At 65.8% G+C, this 19,983-nt stretch carries 19 protein-coding genes and 1 tRNA gene; 7 read left to right on the top strand and 13 right to left on the bottom strand.

Going from position 1 to position 19,983, the window contains the following annotated elements; genetic code table 11:
* Nucleotides 1–874: 874 nt before the first annotated feature.
* From QX094_RS11685 to QX094_RS11670, 4 genes are all read right to left on the bottom strand, one after another.
* Nucleotides 875–2,377, bottom strand: a complete 1,503-nt coding sequence (locus QX094_RS11685) for an ammonium transporter (protein ID WP_315715845.1) — start codon at nucleotides 2,375–2,377, stop codon at nucleotides 875–877.
* 39 nt (nucleotides 2,378–2,416) lie between these two features.
* A complete protein-coding gene (locus tag QX094_RS11680) occupies nucleotides 2,417–2,755 on the bottom strand; it encodes a P-II family nitrogen regulator (protein ID WP_006611147.1) in 339 nt (112 codons plus the stop codon).
* A 332-nt stretch (nucleotides 2,756–3,087) separates the two neighbouring features.
* Nucleotides 3,088–4,398, bottom strand: a complete 1,311-nt coding sequence (locus tag QX094_RS11675; protein WP_315715846.1) for an ammonium transporter — start codon at nucleotides 4,396–4,398, stop codon at nucleotides 3,088–3,090.
* Nucleotides 4,399–4,488: 90 nt separating this feature from the next.
* Nucleotides 4,489–4,827, bottom strand: coding sequence for a P-II family nitrogen regulator (locus tag QX094_RS11670; RefSeq protein ID WP_172112996.1), 339 nt, complete (start codon nucleotides 4,825–4,827; stop codon nucleotides 4,489–4,491).
* 208 nt (nucleotides 4,828–5,035) lie between these two features.
* On the opposite strand from QX094_RS11670, the gene QX094_RS11665 reads away from it, so the two are divergent.
* The gene (locus QX094_RS11665; RefSeq protein WP_315715847.1) at nucleotides 5,036–5,911 is read left to right on the top strand and encodes a DUF4339 domain-containing protein; all 876 of its coding nucleotides are present in this window, start codon (nucleotides 5,036–5,038) and stop codon (nucleotides 5,909–5,911) included.
* Nucleotides 5,912–5,916: 5 nt separating this feature from the next.
* On the opposite strand, the gene tesB is transcribed toward QX094_RS11665, so the two are convergent.
* Nucleotides 5,917–6,792, bottom strand: a complete 876-nt coding sequence (tesB, locus tag QX094_RS11660; RefSeq protein WP_315715848.1) for an acyl-CoA thioesterase II — start codon at nucleotides 6,790–6,792, stop codon at nucleotides 5,917–5,919.
* Nucleotides 6,793–6,947: 155 nt separating this feature from the next.
* On the opposite strand from tesB, the gene QX094_RS11655 reads away from it, so the two are divergent.
* Nucleotides 6,948–8,168 carry a ubiquinone biosynthesis hydroxylase gene (locus QX094_RS11655; protein ID WP_315715849.1) on the top strand — a complete coding sequence of 407 codons (1,221 nt, stop codon included), beginning with the start codon at nucleotides 6,948–6,950 and terminating at the stop codon, nucleotides 8,166–8,168.
* Between the two features lie 58 nt (nucleotides 8,169–8,226).
* On the opposite strand, the gene QX094_RS11650 is transcribed toward QX094_RS11655, so the two are convergent.
* From QX094_RS11650 to QX094_RS11640, 3 genes are read right to left on the bottom strand one after another with little or no spacing between them, the layout of a single operon-like run.
* Nucleotides 8,227–9,156 carry an alpha/beta hydrolase gene (locus QX094_RS11650; RefSeq protein WP_315715850.1) on the bottom strand — a complete coding sequence of 310 codons (930 nt, stop codon included), beginning with the start codon at nucleotides 9,154–9,156 and terminating at the stop codon, nucleotides 8,227–8,229.
* Nucleotides 9,157–9,159: 3 nt separating this feature from the next.
* On the bottom strand, nucleotides 9,160–9,357 hold the full coding sequence (locus QX094_RS11645) for a Trm112 family protein (RefSeq protein WP_006613415.1): 198 nt from the start codon (nucleotides 9,355–9,357) through the stop codon (nucleotides 9,160–9,162).
* 56 nt (nucleotides 9,358–9,413) lie between these two features.
* Nucleotides 9,414–9,956, bottom strand: coding sequence for a TetR/AcrR family transcriptional regulator (locus QX094_RS11640; protein ID WP_315715851.1), 543 nt, complete (start codon nucleotides 9,954–9,956; stop codon nucleotides 9,414–9,416).
* A gap of 89 nt (nucleotides 9,957–10,045) precedes the next feature.
* On the opposite strand from QX094_RS11640, the gene QX094_RS11635 reads away from it, so the two are divergent.
* From QX094_RS11635 to QX094_RS11625, 3 genes are all read left to right on the top strand, one after another.
* The gene (locus QX094_RS11635; RefSeq protein ID WP_315715852.1) at nucleotides 10,046–10,396 is read left to right on the top strand and encodes a hypothetical protein; all 351 of its coding nucleotides are present in this window, start codon (nucleotides 10,046–10,048) and stop codon (nucleotides 10,394–10,396) included.
* A 348-nt stretch (nucleotides 10,397–10,744) separates the two neighbouring features.
* Nucleotides 10,745–11,041 (top strand): cupredoxin domain-containing protein, encoded by a 297-nt coding sequence (locus QX094_RS11630; RefSeq protein WP_315715853.1) that lies wholly within the window; start codon nucleotides 10,745–10,747, stop codon nucleotides 11,039–11,041.
* 11 nt (nucleotides 11,042–11,052) lie between these two features.
* A complete protein-coding gene (locus tag QX094_RS11625; RefSeq protein ID WP_315715854.1) occupies nucleotides 11,053–11,883 on the top strand; it encodes an FTR1 family protein in 831 nt (276 codons plus the stop codon).
* Here the strand turns inward: QX094_RS11625 and QX094_RS11620 are convergent, their stop codons facing one another.
* Nucleotides 11,884–12,558: an LON peptidase substrate-binding domain-containing protein gene (locus QX094_RS11620; RefSeq protein ID WP_315715855.1), complete on the bottom strand. Its 675-nt coding sequence runs from the start codon at nucleotides 12,556–12,558 to the stop codon at nucleotides 11,884–11,886.
* 48 nt (nucleotides 12,559–12,606) lie between these two features.
* Nucleotides 12,607–13,527 (bottom strand): thioredoxin, encoded by a 921-nt coding sequence (gene trxA, locus QX094_RS11615; RefSeq protein WP_316169969.1) that lies wholly within the window; start codon nucleotides 13,525–13,527, stop codon nucleotides 12,607–12,609.
* A gap of 288 nt (nucleotides 13,528–13,815) precedes the next feature.
* On the opposite strand from trxA, the gene QX094_RS11610 reads away from it, so the two are divergent.
* A tRNA-Gly gene (locus tag QX094_RS11610) sits at nucleotides 13,816–13,890 on the top strand.
* Nucleotides 13,891–13,927: 37 nt separating this feature from the next.
* Here the strand turns inward: QX094_RS11610 and QX094_RS11605 are convergent.
* The 3 genes from QX094_RS11605 to QX094_RS11595 form a co-directional block, all read right to left on the bottom strand.
* A complete protein-coding gene (locus QX094_RS11605; RefSeq protein ID WP_316173415.1) occupies nucleotides 13,928–15,361 on the bottom strand; it encodes a caspase domain-containing protein in 1,434 nt (477 codons plus the stop codon).
* Nucleotides 15,362–15,474: 113 nt separating this feature from the next.
* Nucleotides 15,475–16,779, bottom strand: a complete 1,305-nt coding sequence (pncB, locus tag QX094_RS11600) for a nicotinate phosphoribosyltransferase (RefSeq protein ID WP_315750580.1) — start codon at nucleotides 16,777–16,779, stop codon at nucleotides 15,475–15,477.
* Nucleotides 16,780–16,878: 99 nt separating this feature from the next.
* Entirely contained in the window at nucleotides 16,879–18,222 is a 1,344-nt protein-coding gene (locus QX094_RS11595) for an amidase (protein WP_316187938.1), read from the bottom strand.
* A 385-nt stretch (nucleotides 18,223–18,607) separates the two neighbouring features.
* Here QX094_RS11595 and QX094_RS11590 point away from each other — a divergent pair, with 385 nt between their 5' ends.
* Complete coding sequence (locus QX094_RS11590) at nucleotides 18,608–19,885, top strand: PQQ-dependent sugar dehydrogenase (protein WP_315750582.1); 1,278 nt, start codon at nucleotides 18,608–18,610, stop codon at nucleotides 19,883–19,885.
* Nucleotides 19,886–19,983: the final 98 nt, after the last annotated feature.

Here is a 19,983-nt window from a genome sequence, read left to right as displayed (position 1 = left end):
AAGCCTGCTCTGTTGCCCGTCGGGCAGTTTCCGCATTCCCGACATGCGCGAATTGCCCGTCGTGTTAGTTTGTCGCACGCTGTCGGCATTGCACCGTCGGGCAAATCACCTGCACATTTCCGCACGTCCCTGCTGCCGCATGAGGGACGTTTCGCGACCGTCACGGATCGTTGGCAGTGGGATGCGATGGGCGTGGGTCGACGCAGCGTGAGCTGATCGCGCGGACGAACGGCGATGCACGCACGGTCAAGTCGCGCGGTCCTGATATCCCGACGCTGATATCAAGCGGGTGCCGATACCCTCAGCGTGTCGCGCTCGTGATGGTGGCCAGACAGCCCGGCGCACCAGGGAGAACGCGAAGCAGCCGTTAAAACCAATCGCGCAGGGAGGGCCGGGTGTGTTCGGCCAGACCTGTGGTGCCTGCCGCCAGCATTTTCTTTCGCTGGCGGGCCACGGGCGCGGCCAGCGCCCGGCCTTCCCTGCGCCCTCTGTTTGAGGAGGGCGATAGTTTCAGCACAGCTCGGGCGCGGATGCGTCGCGGGGTGAACACGCACGTATTCAACTCTGTCTCGAAGGCAACGCTGCCAACGCCAACCTCCGCCGTCGTCCCTGCGAACGCAGGGACCCATAACCACAGGGTTCAGTTGTTTTACACGGGACTCGCCGCCTGCCTCTTACAAACATCACGCGGTATGGGTCCCTGCGTTCGCAGGGACGACATCGGCTATTTGGCGCGCGCTCGGCCCTCACGATCCAAACAAAAAGAAAGGGGCCCCAGCTTGCGCTGGAGCCCCTCAACGGTCAGGGCATTGCCGGGTATTTGCCCGAACCGAAGTTGCGGACCTGGTCGCGTACGACCAAGTCCCGGGAGAACTCAGTAGTTGTAGGCGCGCTCGCCGTGGTCGGTGATGTCGAGACCCTCGCGCTCCTGCTCCACGGTCGGGCGCAGGCCGATGATCACGTCGACGACCTTGTAGAGGATCGCCGAGCCGACACCCGACCATACCAGCGTGGCGACGACAGCCTTGATCTGCGCCAGCATCTGCGTGGCGAAGTCGTAGGTGCCGGCGTTGTTGCCGGTGATGTTGGTGTAGTCGGTGATGCCGACGCCACCCAGGGCCGGGTTGACCAGGATGCCGGTGGCCAGAGCGCCGATGATGCCGCCGATGCAGTGCACGCCGAACACGTCGAGCGCGTCGTCATAGCCCAGCGCGTTCTTCACGGTGGAGACGAAGAACAGGCAGACCGGGGAGACGATCAGGCCGAGCACCAGCGCGCCGATCGGACCGGCATAACCGGAGGCCGGGGTAACGGCGACGAGACCGGCGACCGCGCCCGAGCAGATGCCGAGCAGCGACGGCTTGCCCTTGACGGCCCATTCGCACAGCAGCCAGGACAGCGCCGCACCGGCGGTCGCGACCATGGTGTTGACGAAGGCCAGGGCGGTGACGCCGTTCGATTCCAGGTTGGAGCCGGCATTGAAGCCGAACCAGCCGACCCACAGCAGCGCGGCGCCGATCATGGTCATGGTCAGCGAGTGCGGAGCCATCAGCTCCTTGCCGTAGCCGGTGCGCTTGCCGATCAGAACCGCGCCCACCAGACCGGCAATGCCGGCGTTGATGTGAACGACGGTGCCGCCCGCGAAGTCGAGAGCGCCGGCGCCGGCGAGCCAGCCGACAGCACCGGTGACTTCGTCGAGCTTGGCCTGGGCGGCGGTCTTGGCGGCAGCGTCGCCAGCGGCAGCGAGAGCCTTGGCAGCAGCAGCGACGTCATCGGGAGCGGCGATGTACCAGACCCAGTGCGCGATCGGGAAGTAGATGAAGGTCACCCAGAGCAGGATGAACAGCATCACCGCCGAGAACTTGATGCGTTCGGCGAAGGCGCCGACGATCAGGGCCGGGGTGATCATCGCGAAGGTCATCTGGAACACGAAGTAGGCCAGCTCCGGGATCACCACGCCGTTCGAGAAGGTCGGAACGGTCGAGTTGGCGTCGACGCCGTGCAGGAAGGCCTTGGAGAAGCCGCCCACCCACGAGGTCATGCTGCCGCCGTCGGTGAAGGCGAGCGAGTAGCCGTAGAGCGTCCAGACCACGCCGACCATGGCGACGATGGCGAACACCTGGGTGAGGACCGAGGCCATGTTCTTGGTGCGGACGAGGCCGCCATAGAACAGCGCGAGGCCGGGGATGGACATCATCAGGACGAGCGCGCTGGACACGAGCATCCAGGCGACGTCGCCCTTGTTGGGAACCGGGGCGGCTGCGGCAGCGGCGGCAGGCGCGTCCTCGGCGAACGCCACATCGACGAGGCCTGCGACGCAGAGCCCTGCAATTGCGAGCGTAACCCATCCCGCGCTGGTTGGACGCTTGAACGTCATTTTATTGTACTCCGTAAGTGTTCTGGTTTGAGCGCGAAATCAAAGGGCCGCAGCGTCCGCTTCGCCGGTGCGGATACGCACGGCGTGGTCGAGGCTGATCACGAAGATCTTGCCGTCGCCGATCTGGCCGGTCTTGGCGGCCGAGCTGATCGCATCGATGGTCTTGTCGACCTGGTCGGAGGGGATCGCGACCTCGATCTTGATCTTGGGCAGGAAGCTCACCGCATATTCGGCGCCGCGGTAGATTTCCGTATGACCTTTCTGACGGCCGTACCCCTTCACTTCCGTCACCGTGAGACCATGAACGCCGATGGCGGTCAGGGCGTCCCGGACTTCTTCGAGCTTGAATGGCTTAATGATCGCCATAACAATTTTCATGGGTCCTATCCCCGCTTGGGCCCGGCACGGACGTTACCGAGCGCTTCCTGTCGACTGAGGTTCACCACGCGGAGAAATCTTCACGACGCGGGCACAGCCGGGAGCGATAGAATCAAATGCCGTGCCAGACGGCTGGTCAGGGCTAACGAGCGGTGAATCCTGACCTTTTCACCCCTCGGGAGGGGCAGCAGGGGCTGCGCTATTCCGTCGCGCTCAAGGAATGGGCAGACATGCGCAAAAGTTGCGCATGTCAGGCTCAAGACACAATGCTGCTCAGCGCGCGGGCAGAATCCTGCGGCGCCGAACAGGTCAATTGGCGTCAATTGCTGCAGCTATTGCAGCGCCTCGCCATGCTGGGAGATGTCGAGTCCTTCCAGCTCGTGCTCACGCGACACCCGCAGCGGCACGAAGGCGCTGACCAGCTTCAGGAGCCCCCAGGTGACGCCGCCCGACCACACCAGGGTGACGGCGACGCCGTAGAGCTGGGCCGCAAGCTGCTTCGGGTTGCCCTCGATCAGCCCCGCCGTGCCGCCGATCGCGGCGGTCGCGAACACGCCGGCCAGCACGGTGCCGGTGAGGCCGCCGACGCCGTGGACGCCGAACACGTCGAGCGAATCGTCATAGTTGAAGCGGTGCTTCAGCGAGGTGCAGGCCCAGTAGCAGATGATACCAGCGAGCGCGCCGATCACCAGCCCATGCCAGGGGGCGACGAAGCCGGACGCGGGCGTGATGGTGCCGAGGCCGGCCACCGCGCCCGAGATCATGCCGAGCACAGACGGCTTGCGCCGCGTCGACCATTCCAGCGCGCCCCAGGTGACGGCGCCGGCGCAGGCGGCCAGATGCGTCGTCAGGATCGCCATCACCGCATGCGCATTCGCCCCGAGCGCCGAGCCGCCATTGAAGCCGAACCAGCCGACCCAGAGCAGGCCGGTGCCGACCACCGCGAGCGACAGGTCGAACGGCGAGAGGTTCTCACTGCCGTAGCCCTGGCGCCGTCCCATCACCAGCGCGGCGACCAATCCCGCGGTGCCCGCGGAGAGATGCACGACGAGACCGCCGGCGAAGTCGACCACGCCGGCCTGAGCGAGAAAGCCGCCGCCCCAGATCCAATGCGCCAGTGGCACATAGACGAAGATGAACCATGCGATGCTGAACAGGAGGTAGGCGGAGAAGCGCATGCGGTCGGCGACCGAGCCCGCCACCAGCGCCACCGTGATGATCGCGAACGTCATCTGGTACAGCATGAACAGCGACTCGGGGATCGTCTTGGCGCCGGGATGGACGCTGTCCATGCCCATGCCGGCGAGGAAGGCGCGGTCGAGCGAGCCGATCCAGGTGCCGTCGCCGACGAAGGCCAGCGAGTAGCCGAATGCGACCCACAGGATCGAGATCAGCATCACGGCTGCGAGGCTCTGCGCCATCGTCGCCAGTACGTTCTTCTTGCGCACCATGCCCGAGTAGAACAGCGCCAGACCCGGAATGGTCATCATCAGCACCAAAGCGGTGGCGACGATCATCCAGGCGGTGTCGGCCGGTTCGATCGTGGACGGCGCTGCGGCCGCTGCTGGCGTGGTGAAGGCAATCGCTCCCGCTGCAGCCAATGCTGCAGACGCGCGCAGGCTACGAGACGCGCTGGTCTCCATGACAGTCCCCCCGGCATGTCAGATGTTAGGATTTTGCAGTCCGCCGCGCCGTTGCGGCGGGCGTGCAGCCGTTGCGGCTGCTTGACGGGCTTAGAGTGCGTCGGTGTCGGTTTCGCCGGTGCGGATGCGGCGGGCATGATCGATCGGCGTCACGAAGATCTTGCCGTCGCCGATCTGGCCGGTGCGCGCGTGCGTCGTGATCACCTCGACCGCCTTCTCGGCGATGTCCGAGTTGACCGCGATCTCGATGCGCAGCTTGGGCAGGAAGTTCACGATATATTCGGCGCCCCGGTAGATCTCGGTATGGCCCTTCTGGCGACCGTAGCCCTTGACCTCGGTGACGGTCATGCCGTGGACGCCGATCGCGGTGAGGGCTTGGCGCACCTCGTCGAGCTTGAAGGGTTTGATGATCGCGACGACGAGCTTCATGGGCGGGCCCTGGTTTCCTCAGGTAGGAGCAGCCTGTTTCGGAGGCAGGCTTGGGATGGCCATTTTGGCCTGTTCCTAGGCAAATGGCACAAAATCAGCGCAGCGTTAAGCGAAAACGTCAAGGAGTGACGGATATCACTGAACGGAACGCGACATCGCCCGACAGACTGAAGACGTTTTCCTGCCATCCTCCATTCAAGGACATCCCATGTCGAATCGTTCCTGGTATTACGCGGCGCAAGGCCAGCAACAGGGCCCCATTTCGGAAGACGAACTGCGCGACCTGATCGCCCGGGGTGTCGTCACGGCCGAGACGCTGCTGTGGAGCGACGGCATGGCCGGCTGGGAGAAGGCCGGGCGCATTCCCGGCCTGATGTCGGGCGTGCCGAGCATCTCCCCCGGCGTCCCGCCCGCGTTCGAGGCCGGCGTGCCTGCGTCGGGCGGCGCGCTCTCGGTCAAGCTCGACACCTGGTCCTATCTCGGCTGGACGCTGCTGTATGTCGTCGGCCAGTTCCTGGTGGTGATCACGCCCTGGACCGCTGTCTATCTCTACCGCTACGTGATCGAGCGGATGCGGGTGCCCGGCCGGCCGAACCTCACCTTCACCGGCCAGCCGCTCGACATCTGGTACGTCTTCATCGCGATGGGCGTGCTGGCCTATGTCGGCCTCAGCGACCGGCCGATCCTCAACCTGATCTCGCTGGTTGCCCCGGCGTTCCTGGGCTGGCTGGTGCTGCGCTGGCTGCTGAGCAACCTCGCTTCGAATGGCGAGCGGTTGCCGATCCATTTCGAAGGCAGCCCCGTCGTCTATGCCGGCTGGTACCTGCTGATGATCGTGTCGGGTATCACCGTCATCGGCTGGGCCTGGGTGCTGACCGCCTGGATGCGCTGGGTCTGCCGCAACATCCAGGGGACGCGGCGCGAGGTCGTGTTCACCGGCTCGGGCCTGCAGGTGTTGTGGCGCACCTTCGCGTTCGTGCTCGGCTGCTCGGTGATCATTCCGATCCCGTGGCTGCTGCGCTGGTACAGCGCCTGGTACGTGTCGCAATTCGCGGTCGTCCCGCGGACGGCACAGCCGATGTGATGCGGCTAGGCGCGGCGCTCGCGGATCGAGCCCTCCTGCGCGACGGAGGCGACCAGCGTGCCGTCGGGCTTGAAGATCGAGCCGCGGGTGAGCCCGCGGCCGCCCTGCGCGCTCGGCGAATCCTGCGCATAGAGCAGCCATTCGTCGGCGCGGAACGGCCGGTGAAACCACATCGCATGATCCAGCGAGGCCGGCATCATGCGCTTGTCGAACAAGGTGCGGCCATAGCGCGCCATGACCGCGTCGAGCAGTGAGAAGTCCGACGCATAGGCCAGCGCGCACATGTGCAGCGCCGGATCATCGGGCAGCTTCGCCGCCGTCTTGATCCAGACGTTGATGCGGCCATCCTCGATCTTCTGGCCGAAGTACCGGTTCAGTTCGACGGGGCGCAGCTCGATCGGCCGGTCGGATTCGTAGTAGCGGCGGATGAAGTCCGGCATCCTTTGGAAGACCTCCTGAAACATCGGCTGCTTGGAGATCTCCTCCGCCGTCAGCTTCTCCGGCGGCGGCACGTCCGGCATCTTGTCCTGGTGGTTGAACGCGCTCTCCTCGTCGCTGTGGAACGACACCATGATCGAGAAGATCGCATTGCCGTGCTGGATCGCGGTGACGCGCCGCGTCGCATAGCTCTTGCCGTCGCGCAGACGCTCGACCTGGTAGATGATCGGCACCTGCGGGTCGCCGGGCAGGATGAAGTAGCAGTGCAGCGAATGCGGCAGCCGGCCCTCGACGGTGCGGCACGCCGCCATCATTGCCTGGCCGATCACCTGGCCGCCGAACACGCGCTGCCAGCTCGTCTTCGGGCTGTTGCCGCGGAACAGGTTCACCTCGATCGGCTCGAGATCGAGGATCGAGATCAGGTCGATCAGTCCCTTGGACATGGCGCGGTGCTTTCGCTGGCTCGGCCGGCCGCTCCGGTCCCGTTCTCGCGGGATCAGGCATCCGGAATTGATGGCCTCGGGTGGCAGCCCTTGGTTCACGCCCCTGTTTCGCCCAGCTATAATCCTCCCGCAAGAGTAACTGTGAGCAGGGTGGCATGACGACACAGCGAAGCATTGTCATTTGTGGCGGGGCCTTTGCCGGCCTGGCGCTCGCGCTCGCGCTTCGGCAGGGGCTCGGTCCCGAAGTGCCGGTGATCGTGGCCGATCCGGCGCTCGCCAACCGGCCGAGCCGCGATCCACGCGCCAGCGCCATCGTCGCGGCGTGCCGCAAGCTGTTCGATGCGATCGGGGTCTGGGCGGACGTGGCGCCGCAGGCGCAGCCGATCCTCGACATGGTCATTACCGATTCCAAGCTCGAGGACGCGACCCGCCCGTCGTTCCTGACGTTTGCGGGCCAGGTCGAGGCCGGCGAGCCGTTCGCGCACATGGTCGAGAACCGGCTCTTGATCGATGCGCTGGTGCGGCATGCGGAGGCCGCAGGCGTCGAGCTCAAGGCGATGCCGGTGACCGGCTTCGTGACGCGGGCCGACGGCATCGCGGTGACTCTGGGCGACGGCAGCCAGCTCGAGGCGAGCCTGCTGGTGGCCGCTGACGGCGCGCGTTCGAAGCTGCGCGAGCGCGCGGGCATCCAGACCCATGGCTGGGACTATGACCAGTCCGGCATCGTCGCGACCATCGGTCATGAGCGCGACCATGGCGGCCGCGCCGAGGAGCATTTTCTTCCGCCCGGACCATTCGCGATCTTGCCGCTGACCGGCAAGCGCTCCTCGCTGGTTTGGACCGAGCGGCGCGCCGAGGCGAAGCGCCTCGTCGCGCTCAGCGCGGATGAATTCCATGCCGAGCTGGAGAAGCGGGCCGGTCTGCATCTCGGCGAGTTGAAGGTGCTCGACCAGCCGCGCGCTTTTCCGCTGTCCTACTTCGTCGCCCGCTCGTTCATCGCGCCGCGGCTGGCGCTGGTCGGCGACGCCGCCCATGTGATCCATCCCATCGCGGGGCAGGGGCTCAACATGGGGCTGAAGGACGTCGCCGCACTGGCCGAGGTCGTGGTCGATGCGGCAAGAATGGGGATCGATCCGGGGCAGGTCGATGTCCTCGAACGCTACCAGCGCTGGCGCCGCTTCGACACGATGGCGATGGGCGTTGCCACCAATTCGCTGAACTTCCTGTTCTCGAACAAGTCGACGCTGCTGCGGGCCGTGCGCGACATCGGCCTTGGCATCGTCGATCGCGCGCCGCCGTTGAAGGAGCTGTTCATCAAGCAGGCCGCGGGCCTCACCGGAGAGATGCCACGGCTGCTGAAGGGTGAGGCGCTGTAGAGCATGATCCGGAAACTGGAGACCGGTTTTCCGAAAAGATCATGCTCGAACAAAGAGCTCAGCGCGGGCCTGCGGCGGCGATGAAGCCGGCGACGGCCTCGACCATGTCGGGGTCGAGCGGACGGTCGGGGTCGTTGTAGGAGGCGAGGTTCTCGTCCTCGTTGGCGACGTCGACCAGGACGTGGTTCATCTCCGGCAGCCACAGCGACTTGGCGGCCGGTGCGGCGGCGGCGAGCGCGACCATGTCGAGGCGTGCGATCTGGTGGTCGCGGGCGCCGCCGACGATCAGAATCGGGATCGTGAGCTGCTTCAGTGGATCGATCGGGTCCTCGGCAAAGGCGGAGCCGATGCTGGGCTGCATGCTCGGTGCGACCGGCAGCTCGGGCGGTGGCGGGTCCACGACCTGCCCGGCCATGATGGCGTCGATCGCGTTGGCGACCGGCTCCATCTTCGCGGCCGGCAGCTTCTTCTCGAGCTGCGCCTTCAACAGGTCGCCCTGCCGCCGCGCCGATGTGGTGAGCAGCACGAGGCGGTCGACCGGGGTGCGGCGGGCGGTGAGGATGGCGACCAGGCCGCCCTCGCTGTGGCCGACGAGAACGATGCGGGCGAACTTGCCGCGCAGGAAGTCGACCAGCGCGGCGGCGTCGTCGACGTAGTCCTTGAAGCGGAAGTCCTCCGGCTTGCCGAACTCCGCCTTCCAGCCGCGTGCGCCGCGCTTGTCGTAGCGCAGGCTGGCGATGCCTTGGGTGGCGAGCTGCTCGGCGAGCTTCTTCAAGGTCGCCGGCTTGAGCTGCGGCCCATTGCCATCCCGGTCCGTCGACCCGGAGCCGGCGATCAGCAGCGCCACCGGCGGGCGCTCGACACCCGCTGGCGTCGTCAGGACGGCGTCGAGTGCGCCAATGCGGACGGCGCTCTCCTCGGCCGAGACCCCCGAAGCGAGGGCCATCAGCGCCACGGCGAGCGCACAGCGGATCACGACGGGCCGCATCGGTCAGTCGATCTTCCGCGCTTCCTCGGGCAGCATGATCGGGATGCCATCGCGGATCGGGTAGGCGAGCTTCGCCGACCGCGAGACCAGCTCCTGTTTCGCCGCGTCGTATTCCAGCGGGCCCTTGGTCATCGGGCAGACCAGGATCTCGAGCAGCTTGGGATCGACGGAATTGGCGGGGCGTTCGAGCGGGGCGTTCATGGCAAGGGTCTCCGGCGGGCGCCTCTGTAGCATAACGTCCGCTCGCTTGTCGTGCTTCAAGGCATGTGCCGGGCGATCCGGATCAGCTCGTCGATGACCGCGTCCAGTTGCTCGGCCGGCAACGGCCGATCCGACAGCGCGTGGCCGAGGAAGGTCCAGTACAGCACCTGGGCGCGTGCGCGCGCGATCGCCGGCACTAGTCCCTCGGCTGCAAGCAGGCTCTCGACATAGCCCAGCCGGCGCCTGTCGATGGCTTGGACAGCCTGCCGCGCGGCGGGGTCGGATCCGGCCCAGTTGCGCACGGCGCGCTCCAGGGTGAGCTTGACGTTGAACGCGCGGCGGAGGAGCACGGCAATGGCCGGCTGGTCGCCGGCGTTCGCCTCCACCCCGGTGATGATCTGCTCGGCCGCAATCTCCCGCCACTTCTTGAGGAGGGCCGCGTGAAACCCGGCCACATCGGCGAAATGCCAGTAGAAGCTGCCGCGCGACACGCCCAAGGCTTTCGCCAGCGGCTCCGCCTTCAGCGCGGTGAAGCCCCGGCTGGCCAGCACCTTCAATCCCTGTGTCAGCCAATCGTCGGCCGAGAGCTGATCGGTCATGTCGTCACCATGAGACGACCATACACAGCTGTATTGACGACCGCCAGGGCTTCGTGCATTGTCCATACATAACTGTATGGAGGCGTGCCATGCGCGATGCGCTGCTCGTGACCGCGGGGCTGATGGCGATCACCGTCGCCGTGATCCACGGCGTGCTCGGCGAGACGACGGTTTTCGCGCGTGCCACCATCTCGCCGGAGCGGCTGCGAACCCTGCTGCGGCTGGTCTGGCAGACTGGCACGGTGGCGTGGATCGGCTGTGGCGTGCTGCTCGCCGTCGCCCCGCAAATGGCGTCGGAGTCGGCGCGGCATTGGACGGTGACCACGGTCATCGTCGTGTTCGCTTTCGCCGCAGGCGCCAATGCGCTCGCGACGCGCGGGCGGCATTTCGGCTGGGTCATGCTCGCCGGCGTAGTCAGTCTCGCCATCGCCGGCTACTGACGCGGCGAATCCCGGTCCACCGCAGCGCCGCCACGTACCCGGCGAGAGGAAGGCATCGCGACGCTCCGTAACCGCCGCGTCGCCTCAACTGCTGTTCGGCCGCACTCCGTTCACCGCGAGGCCACTGCCACGACACATTCGCCAAGAATGGTTCCAACTTAGAAGGAGTCTCTTTGCAGACACGGCGACGAGCCGCTTAGCTGTTCGTCGTCGCGAACGGGTGCCCGGCGTCGACATCGATCCGGGCGCACAACCGTTCTCCGATTTGCTTGTCTGGATAGGAGAGGGGACGGATCGATGTTGGTCGACGTGGTGCGGAAGTTGGTCGTCGTAGGTGGAAGCGTCGGCATGCTGTTGATGGCAGCGCAGGCGCACGCCGGGGGATCGAGCGAGATCTGCCTCACCTATGCCAACGGTCAATTCGAGCCCAAGGAGCCGACCGTTCCCGCGGACGCGCCGCTGACCATCCGCGTCCGGAACATGGAGGGCAAGGCCATCGAGTTCGAGAGCGAGACCTTGAAGGTCGAGAAGGTGATCGCGGCCAACAGCGAGGCGGTGCTCAACGTCCGCGCCATGAAGTCCGGGCGCTACGAGTTCTATAACGACTTCAACGAAAAGGCCCGCGGCTTCGTCAACGTCCAATAGGTCCAGATCCCATGCTCGCCGCCCTGATCATCGTCTTCCGCGAAGTGTTCGAAGCCGGCCTGATCGTCGGTATCGTGCTTGCCGTCACCAGCGCGGTTCCGCATCGCCTGCGCTGGATCGGCGCAGGGCTGTTTGCCGGCCTGGTCGGCGCATGCATCGTCGCGGCGTTCGCGGGAACGTTGACGCAGCTATTTGAAGGCATGGGGCAGGAATTGTTCAATGCGGGGATCCTGTCGGCTGCCGTGATCATGCTGACCTGGCACAATGTCTGGATGGCCCGGCACGGCCGCGAGATGAGCACCGAGCTGCGGACGATGGGCCAAGCGGTGGCCGAAGGCGCCAAGCCGCTGGTCGCGCTGGCGACCGTGATCGCCATCGCCGTGTTGCGCGAGGGCAGCGAGGTCGCGCTGTTTCTCTATGGGGTGGCGGCCTCCGGCGACGGCAGCGGGCGGGCGTTACTCGGTGGCGGCGTCCTTGGCCTGCTGCTCGGCGTTGCCGTCTGTCTCGCGACCTATCTCGGCCTGATGCGCATCCCGCCGCGCGCGCTGTTCAAGACCACCACCGTGCTGATCACCCTGCTGTCGGCGGGAATGGCCGCGCAGGCGGTGTTCTTTCTCGCCCGCGCCAACTGGCTGACAACGTTCGACCATGTGGTGTGGGATTCGAGCGCGGTTCTGCCCGAGCGTGGCGTCGCCGGGCGGACGCTCAAGGCTCTGATCGGCTATACGGATCAGCCTACCGCGATGCAGCTCGCAGTCTACATCGGGGTGATCGTCACCACCATCGCACTGATGCGCCTGACGGCGGCCCCGCCAGCGCCGCGCGCGGCTCCCGCCGAGTGATCATTGCAGCGGCGGATCGCCCGAGGTCCGCTTCTTGGCGAGATCCATCTCGGTCACGGCGATGAGGATTTCGGCGCGGGTCTTCAGGTCCGGCGCCTCGAGCATCGCCTGCTTCTCCGCCGGACCATAGGGCGACATCATCGCCAGCGCGTTCACGAGCGCTTCGTTCGGCGCCGCTTCGATGCCGGCCCAGTCGACCTTGAGATTGTTCGCCTTGAGGAAGTCGGTGAGAACCGCGAGCAGCGCTTCGCGGTCCACCGCGTCTTCACCCTTGCGCGCCGTGAAATCATCGACGAACGGGAAATAATCGACCTTGCACTGCCGATAGGGCGTGAGCACCGTCATTTCCTCGACCACCTTGAAACGGGACACGCCGGTGAGCTCAAGGATGTAGCGGCCATCGCCGGACTCGGCGAGCTGCGTGATCCGGCCGACGCAGCCGACCTTGAATAGCACCGGGCGCTCCTCGCTGGAGGAGTGCGTGACGTCGGGCTGGATCATACCGATGAGCCGATGGCCGTCACGAAGCGCATCGTCGACCATCGCGAGATAACGCGGCTCGAAGATGTTGAGCGGCATTTGGCCGCGCGGCAGCAGCAAGGCTCCCGCCAACGGAAACACCGGAACGATCTCCGGCAGCTCGGCGGGACCGCGATATTCGGCATTGATCGGCATGCGATACCTCGTGTCCGCTGGAACGAGCGCGCGTCCCGTCCAGCCGGGTTACGAAAACAGGATCGTCGACAGCCGCTTGCGGCCCTCGATGGTGGCCTCGTCGGCGCCGCCCCAGGCTTCGAAGAACTGCACGAGCTGCTTGCGCGCGCCGTCTTCGTTCCATTTGCGGTCACGCTTCACGATCTCGAGCAACTGGTCGGTGGCTTCCTTCCGCTTGCCCGCGGCGTTCAGTGCGGTCGCCAGGTCAAAACGTGCCTGGTGGTCGAGCGGATTGGCGGCGACCTTCTGTTCGAGTTCGCCGACCGGCCCGAGCGACTGGGCCTGCTCTGCCAGATCGATCGCGGCCTGCACGGCGGAGACCGCGGAATCGCTACGCTTGGCGTCCGGGACCATCGCAAGCGTCTGCTTGGCCTCGTCGATCGCGCCGAGCTCGACCTGGCACTTCGCAAGCCCGGCGATCGCGGGGATGTTGGCGGCATCGATCGCGAGCACCTCGGCATAGATCTCGGCCGCGCCGGCCGCATCGCCTTCAGCGAGAACCGCTTCGGCTTCCTTGAGGATTTCGGCGATGTCGGGCTCGCCGGCGCCGGGAACGCCCTTGGTGATCTTTTCGATGAAAGCGGCGACCTGGCTCTCGGGCACGGCACCCATGAACCCATCGGCGGGCCGTCCGCCGACGAACGCGATCACAGCCGGAATCGACTGGATGCCCATCTGGCCAGGGATGGCCGGATGCTCGTCGATGTTCATCTTGACCAGCTTGACCTTGCCCTTGGCGGCCTTGACGGCTTTTTCCAGGATGGGCGTCAGCTGCTTGCACGGTCCGCACCACGGCGCCCAGAAGTCGATGAGGACCGGCTGCCGCTTCGATTCCTCGATGACGTCCTTCACGAAGCTCTGCGTCGTGGTGTCCTTGATCAGATCCGGCACCTGCGGCGCCGGTCCGCCGCCCTGCTCAACAATGGTCACGGGGTCCCTCGTCCGAAAAATTCCGATGAACGGCGACCGGGAACCGGCCGCCGCCGCGCCTCAATACACGTTTTCTTTCACTTTAAGTGGCGGTCCAGCTGGAAATTTCAATCAGCGCCCATCGCGGTCCGGTGATGGGCAGGTCTCAGCCCGGTTCGGCCGGTCCCGGCCGCTAAAATTTGAACGTCGCCGGCGTACGAAACCTGTCGCAGACCTGTTGCATTCGTCCGCGGCATTTGGCATAGGTCTGCCCGTCGCTGGCGGCCACGCCGCCAAGGCGTCACGGATGCGGGTGTAGCTCAGTGGTAGAGCACGACCTTGCCAAGGTCGGGGTCGAGGGTTCGAACCCCTTCGCCCGCTCCAAAAATTTCGCTCCGTTGTTCCTTCGTCTCGTGCCTCATCATTTTGTCGGCGGGGATTTGTCCCAGGCCGCGAGCACGTCGGCGAATACCCGATCTCCACTGGGACCTTTGCCGATTGCGAGGATGCCCCGGCGCTGGTTCGCATAGACGACCGGGATGTCGAACCATTCGCGCCGTGCGAGAAGCTCCTCGTTGCGCGCGCGATCGGCCTCGACGTTGGACAAGCCCACCAGGAACGAACCTTCGGTGATCTTGACGGAAAGCCCGGCAAGCGGCGTCCCGCGCGACTTCTCATCCGTCTTCATCAGCATTCCTGGGACGCTGCGGATGCCGCCACCGACGAAATCGGCAGCGGGCCTGAATGTGAGCTCGGCGACATGGCTGGCCGGCAGGCTGGGATCGTCGTTGCGGCGCAACTGCAGGCTGACCTTCAGTTTGCGCTCGGGAATGTCGATCTCGCCACGGATCACCGGCGTGGGCCGTCCCGATTGTGCGTTCTTGACCGTCTCCGTCCGCCAGGTGACCGAGCCGGAATAGCGCTTACCCTTGGGGTCGGAGAGATCCTCATCATACAGCACGGCAAGTCCGGGCGTCCGCGCATCTGCCGCGTCGGACGATGCGGTCGGGCTCGAAACGGGAGCGCTGCTCCGGGCGGCGGCGGGGCCAGCGGGCTGCGCTGGCTTCGCCGCAGCGGCGCTCAGTTGAGCGCCGCCGTCGATCGACGTGAACATCACGAGCGGCTGCTGCGCTCCGCCCGTGGCACGCTCCACCGCCGCATTGGTCTGGTTGAAGGTCTCGATCAGGCGTTGGCCTGGCTGCTGCAGCGCCTCTGCAAGGGCGGCGGCGAACACGCCGTGACCGTCCGGGCCGCGCTGTCCCGCCGTCCCGGCCTGTGCGGCAAAGGAGATCACGGTCCGTGCGGAAACGTCGACCGGGACGAGGCCGGCGGCAAGACCGGCGATGCCGCGCCCGGCGAACGGATTGGAGCGGAAGGCGTCGAGAATGATCACGTTCTGCCGGGGGCTCGATCCGCCCAGCTCGCGCAAAATCGCAGTCAGGTCGCGCAGCTCGGTCTTGAGATCCGCAGCTGTCGCCGGCGCCGCGTCGACCGGGACGAGATAATCGGCGCCGCCCAGGTTGAGCCCATAGCCGGCATAATAGATGAGCGCGACGTCGGCGTCGGCGATCCGGCCCTTGAACTCGGCAAGCGCGCGATCGAAGCTTCGCCTGTCGAGGTCGATCTGCGCGGCACCGCCGCTCAGGGTGAAGCCGAGCCGCGACAGGCTGTCGGCGATCAGCCGGGCATCCGCCGCCGGCTCGTCCAGCAGCGGTGCGTGCTCGTGGATGGCGTTGCCGATCACCAGCGCCACCCGCTTGTCGGCGGCAGCGGGCCCGGTCGAGATCAGGATCGCGCCGACGACAAGGATGGTTGCAGACAGCAGCTGTCCAACTCGGCCGATCACCCGACGCATGCCAACGATCTCCTGTCACCCGATCTGCTCGTGCGACGATTTTACCGCATTTCGAACAAAGCAGGAACAAGAATCGTGGCAGGAAAGAGAAATTGCCGTGGGCTGTCGGCGGCCTAAACGACCACCGGCGTGCGCACCCGGCCGGCATCGCCGAACACGCGGAGATAACGGGCGATCTCGGCGGGATCGCCGGTCGCCTTCTCCGGGTTGTCGGACAGCTTCACGGCGGGGTGCCCGTCTGCCGACGTCACCTTGCAGACCAGCGAGATCGGATCGAGGTCGACCGAGCCGTCCGGCGAGCAGCCGACGAAATCGTTGGTCAGGTTGGTGCCCCAGCCGAACGACAGCCGCACCTGGTCGGAGAAGCGGTGATGGATCTGCTCGATCGATTCGACGTCCATCGCGTCGGAGAACACGAGCAGCTTCTGCTTGGGATCACGCCCCTTCGATTTCCACCAGGCGATGATCTCCTCGCCGGCCTGGATCGGAGGCGCGCTGTCGGGACGGAAGCCGGTCCAGTCGGCGACCCAGTCGGGTGCGTCGCGCAGGAAGGCCTTGGTGCCGAATGCGTCGGGCAGCGCGATCAGCAGGTTGCCTGCGTAGGTCTGCCGCCACTGGTCGAGAATGCGATAGGGCGCGAAGCGCAGCTCGTCATCGTCCTTGGCGAGCGCCGCTGCCACCATCGGCAGCTCGTGGGCGTTGGTGCCGATCGCCTCGAGGTCGTTGTCCATCGCCAGCAGCACGTTGGAGGTGCCGGTGAACGACGGGCCGAGACCTTCCTTGACGGCCTCGACGCACCAGCGCTGCCACAGGAAGCCGTGGCGGCGGCGGGTGCCGAAATCCGACAGCCGCAGCCCCTCGAGCTTGCGCAGCCGCTCCACCTTGGCCCACAGCTTGGCCTTGGCGCGGGCGAACAGCACGTCGAGCGCGAACCGGCCCTGGCCCTTCATGGCCTGGCGCGAGCGCAGCTCGTTGACGATCGCGAGCGCCGGGATTTCCCACATCGTGGTGTGGGTCCAGGGCCCGTGGAAATGCAGCTCGTACTGGCCGTCGGACTTGCGCAGCTCGTATTCGGGCAGGCGGAAATTGGCGAGCCAGGCGATGAACTCCGGCGAGAACATGTGGGTCTTGCCGTAGAAGGTGTTGCCGGCCAGCCAGATCAGCTCCTTCTTGGCGAAGCGGATGGTGCGGGCGTGGTCGAGCTGGGCGCGCAATTCGCCCTCGTCGATGACGTCGCCGAGCCGCACCCGCCGGGTCCGGTTGATGACCGAGAAGGTCACCTGCTGAGTCGGGTAGAACTCCCGAATCATCTGCAGCATCAACAGCTTGTAAAAATCGGTGTCGAGCAGGCTGCGCACGATCGGATCGAGGCGCCAACCGTGATTATAGGTTCTGCTCGCGATGTCTGTGATTGTCATGTGACCGTTTTACAGCGCTGGCCGCAAACCCGCCACTGGGCTTGTCGGAGGAGGCCCTCGTGGCGCGGCGGCATCCTTGCTCGGGGGGCGTGGCGGCGATTAGCGCGCCAGGAGCGGCACGCCGGGATCGAACGCCAGCACCGCTTCGGCCCATTTCGCGACGCGGAGCACGTGGAGGTCGTTGCGATAGGGGCCGGCGATCTGCACGCCCAGTGGCAGGCCGTTGTTGCCGAACCCGGCCGGCAAGGAGATGGCCGGCGCTCCGACGAAGGTCCAAGGGGCGCAATATTCGGCGTCTCCGGTCCAATCCAGGCCGCGCGGCGCTTCGCCGAAGGCTGGCAAGGTGAGCACTGCGTCGAAGCCGTCGAGCTCAGCGGCGAGCGCCTTCTGCCTGAGGGCTTGGGCCGCCTTCGCGGCGAGATATTCCATGGCCGTCTTGCTTCGCCCGCTCTCGACGTGGCCCTTCATGACCTCGCTGACCCGGTCGGGATAGCGCGCGATCAGATCGGAGAAGATCGTGGTCGCCTCGCTGAGCATGATCGTGGTGATCGCATCCCAGTTCACCGCGTCGAGCTCTCTCAGTTCGATCTCGTCGATCGTCGCGCCGGCGCTGCGCAGCTTGTCGACGACCGATTCGAACACCGCCTTCTGCTCGGCCTCGGCGCGCTCCCATTTGGCGAAGCGCACCACCGCAAGCCGTGGCGTGCGGAGCGGTGTGGGGCCGTGGTCGATGTCGACGGTGAAGCCCGGCAGCGGCCGGCCGTGGCGATCATCGGCGCTGGTGCCGGCCAGCAGAGAGAGGGCCAAGGCCACGTCGTCGACGCGGCGGGCGAAGAAGCCGACATGGTCGAGCGACGGGCTGAGGGGATGCACGCCGACGCGTGGAATCGCGCCGAAGCTCGGCTTGAAGCCGACGACGCCGTTGAAGGCCGCCGGTCGGATCACCGAGCCGAGTGTCTGCGTGCCCAGCGCGAGCGGGACCAGGCCGGCCGCAACGGCCGCGGCCGATCCGGACGATGAGCCGCCCGGCGTGTGCTCGGGGTTCCATGGATTGACGGTCGGACCTGGATGACGCCAGGCGAATTCGGTGGAGACCGTCTTGCCGAAGATGGTTGCGCCGAGATTGCGCAGTCGCTCGACCACCCAGGCGTCCGCATTCGGCACGTGATCGCGGTAGATCGGCGAGCCGTTGGTGGTCGGCATGTCCGAGGTGGCGATGATATCCTTGATGGCGACGGGAATTCCACCGAGCGGGCCGGTCTTTGGAGCGACATCCCGCGGCAGATATTCGAATGCTTTCAGCCGCGGTTCGATTGCCTGCGTCTTCTTCAGGCAATCTTCACCATAGGCGGTGGCCGCTGTCGGATCGGCTGCAAATCGTCGCAGCAGCTCCAGAACGCCGGCACCGGCCTTTGGCGTGGACACAGGGAAACGCTCGGGCATTCATCGATCCTGTCGACTTGATCTCATTGCCGCGCGGTGAACGGTCGCAGCCGGTTGTTCCGATCCTATCGGGTGCTCAAGCGCGCGCCAATCGTCCGGCCGATCGGAGCATATGAATACAGCGCATGGCGGCAGGCTCGTGCCGCGTGGCGGACAATCGCCGATGCGGCGCAGGTGCGAGCGTGAGCATGCGGATCCAGTATGAGATGAGTGGAACGGCATCTCTTGAGCCTCGCGCGACCCTGGCAGCAATCCGCTTCTCACCCGCTCAGGATGTGCTACCATTTTCACGCAGGACCACTCGACGTGGTCGGCCAAAGGACGTCTTCAGATACGTTCCGATAAGTAGACGCAGCCACATGAGCTGCCTCATGGGAGTGAAGCGATGACATCGGCTTTTCACCGAAGCATTCTTGCGCTTGCAACAATCAGTCTTCTCGCCGGCACCAGCATCGCCGGCGCGCAGCAGCAATCCGATCAGGGCAAGGGCCTGAAGAAATACGAATCAGGCACCAAGGAGTTCTGGACACATCCGCCGGACGACTGGTTCCTCGGCGACGAGACCGAGGCGCAGAAGGGGCTGGCGCCGCCATCGGGCCCGCCGACCGGTGCCTCCGATGCGGAGCTTGCGAAGATCGTCAAGCAAGTGAAGCTGCCGGACGGCTTCAAGATGGAGGTCTGGGCGTCGGGCGTGCTCGCCGCGCGGCAGATGGCGTGGGGCGACAAGGGCACGCTGTTCGTCGGCTCGTTCGGGCTCGGCAACGTCTATGCGATCAGCGACAAGGGCGGCAAGCGCGAGGTCAAGACGGTCCTCAAGGGCTTGAACATGCCGACCGGCCTCGCCTTCCAGGACGGCAATCTCTACGTCATCGCCGTCGACAAGCTGATCAAATACGAGAATGCCGAGGCCAATCTCGACAATCTTGGCCAGGGCAAGGTCGTCTATGACGACATGCCGTCCTATGCGGCGCATGGCTGGAAATACATCGCGGTCGACAAGGAAGGCTGGTTCTATATTCCGTTCGGACCGCCCTTCAATATCGGCATTCCGCCGACGTCGGTGTCGCAGATCCGCCGCGTCGATCCGCGCACCGGCAATGCCGAGATCTGGGCGCTCGGCGTGCGCAACAGCGTCGGCGGCGACGTCGATCCGCGCACCGGCCGCTACTGGTTCACCGAGAACGCGCGCGACTGGGTCAGCGACGATCTGCCGAGCGACAAGCTCAACATGATCTCCCGCATCGGCGAGCATTTCGGCTATCCCTATTGTCACCAGGGTGACATGCCGGATCCGAAATTCGCGATGGGCCACAAGTGCTCGGAGTTCACACCGCCGGTGCTGAACCTCGGTGCGCACGTGGCGCCGCTCGGCATGAAGTTCTACACCGGTGACCAGTTCCCGGCGGAGTACAAGAACAACATCCTGATCGCCGAGCACGGCTCCTGGAACCGGCACAAGTACCAGGGTGCGCGGATCATGCGCGTCATCGTCGGTCCCGACGGCAAGGACGCCAAGCAGGAGGTGTTCGCCTCCGGCTGGCTCGAAGGCGACCAGGGCTATCTCGGCCGCCCCGACGACATCATCCTCGCCAAGGATGGCTCGATCCTGGTGGCGGACGACTGGGCCGGCGCGATCTATCGCATCAGCTACGAGAAGAAATGAGCTCGTCGTGAAAGCGGGGCTGCGCGCTGCCTTACGGCGGCCGCAGCCCCAACTATTTTGATAGTCGCGCGTTGACCGGGGGCGAGGTACCGCTCATC

Origin of the sequence: Bradyrhizobium sp. SZCCHNS1050 (genome assembly GCF_032484785.1) — a bacterium.
GTDB lineage: Bacteria > Pseudomonadota > Alphaproteobacteria > Rhizobiales > Xanthobacteraceae > Bradyrhizobium.
The sequence above is the reverse complement of the archived record's forward strand: the minus strand, read 5'-3'. Positions and strand labels throughout refer to the sequence as shown.

What these genes read in the sequence shown, in the direction of transcription:
- QX094_RS11685 (WP_315715845.1), bottom strand. Translation starts at nt 2,377, where the DNA reads ATGACGTTCAAGCGTCCAACCAGCGCGGGATGGGTTACGCTCGCAATT.
- QX094_RS11680 (WP_006611147.1), bottom strand. Translation starts at nt 2,755, where the DNA reads ATGAAAATTGTTATGGCGATCATTAAGCCATTCAAGCTCGAAGAAGTC.
- QX094_RS11675 (WP_315715846.1), bottom strand. Translation starts at nt 4,398, where the DNA reads ATGGAGACCAGCGCGTCTCGTAGCCTGCGCGCGTCTGCAGCATTGGCT.
- QX094_RS11670 (WP_172112996.1), bottom strand. Translation starts at nt 4,827, where the DNA reads ATGAAGCTCGTCGTCGCGATCATCAAACCCTTCAAGCTCGACGAGGTG.
- QX094_RS11665 (WP_315715847.1), top strand. Translation starts at nt 5,036, where the DNA reads ATGTCGAATCGTTCCTGGTATTACGCGGCGCAAGGCCAGCAACAGGGC.
- tesB (WP_315715848.1), bottom strand. Translation starts at nt 6,792, where the DNA reads ATGTCCAAGGGACTGATCGACCTGATCTCGATCCTCGATCTCGAGCCG.
- QX094_RS11655 (WP_315715849.1), top strand. Translation starts at nt 6,948, where the DNA reads ATGACGACACAGCGAAGCATTGTCATTTGTGGCGGGGCCTTTGCCGGC.
- QX094_RS11650 (WP_315715850.1), bottom strand. Translation starts at nt 9,156, where the DNA reads ATGCGGCCCGTCGTGATCCGCTGTGCGCTCGCCGTGGCGCTGATGGCC.
- QX094_RS11645 (WP_006613415.1), bottom strand. Translation starts at nt 9,357, where the DNA reads ATGAACGCCCCGCTCGAACGCCCCGCCAATTCCGTCGATCCCAAGCTG.
- QX094_RS11640 (WP_315715851.1), bottom strand. Translation starts at nt 9,956, where the DNA reads ATGACCGATCAGCTCTCGGCCGACGATTGGCTGACACAGGGATTGAAG.
- QX094_RS11635 (WP_315715852.1), top strand. Translation starts at nt 10,046, where the DNA reads ATGCGCGATGCGCTGCTCGTGACCGCGGGGCTGATGGCGATCACCGTC.
- QX094_RS11630 (WP_315715853.1), top strand. Translation starts at nt 10,745, where the DNA reads ATGCTGTTGATGGCAGCGCAGGCGCACGCCGGGGGATCGAGCGAGATC.
- QX094_RS11625 (WP_315715854.1), top strand. Translation starts at nt 11,053, where the DNA reads ATGCTCGCCGCCCTGATCATCGTCTTCCGCGAAGTGTTCGAAGCCGGC.
- QX094_RS11620 (WP_315715855.1), bottom strand. Translation starts at nt 12,558, where the DNA reads ATGCCGATCAATGCCGAATATCGCGGTCCCGCCGAGCTGCCGGAGATC.
- QX094_RS11605 (WP_316173415.1), bottom strand. Translation starts at nt 15,361, where the DNA reads ATGCGTCGGGTGATCGGCCGAGTTGGACAGCTGCTGTCTGCAACCATC.
- pncB (WP_315750580.1), bottom strand. Translation starts at nt 16,779, where the DNA reads ATGACAATCACAGACATCGCGAGCAGAACCTATAATCACGGTTGGCGC.
- QX094_RS11595 (WP_316187938.1), bottom strand. Translation starts at nt 18,222, where the DNA reads ATGCCCGAGCGTTTCCCTGTGTCCACGCCAAAGGCCGGTGCCGGCGTT.
- QX094_RS11590 (WP_315750582.1), top strand. Translation starts at nt 18,608, where the DNA reads ATGACATCGGCTTTTCACCGAAGCATTCTTGCGCTTGCAACAATCAGT.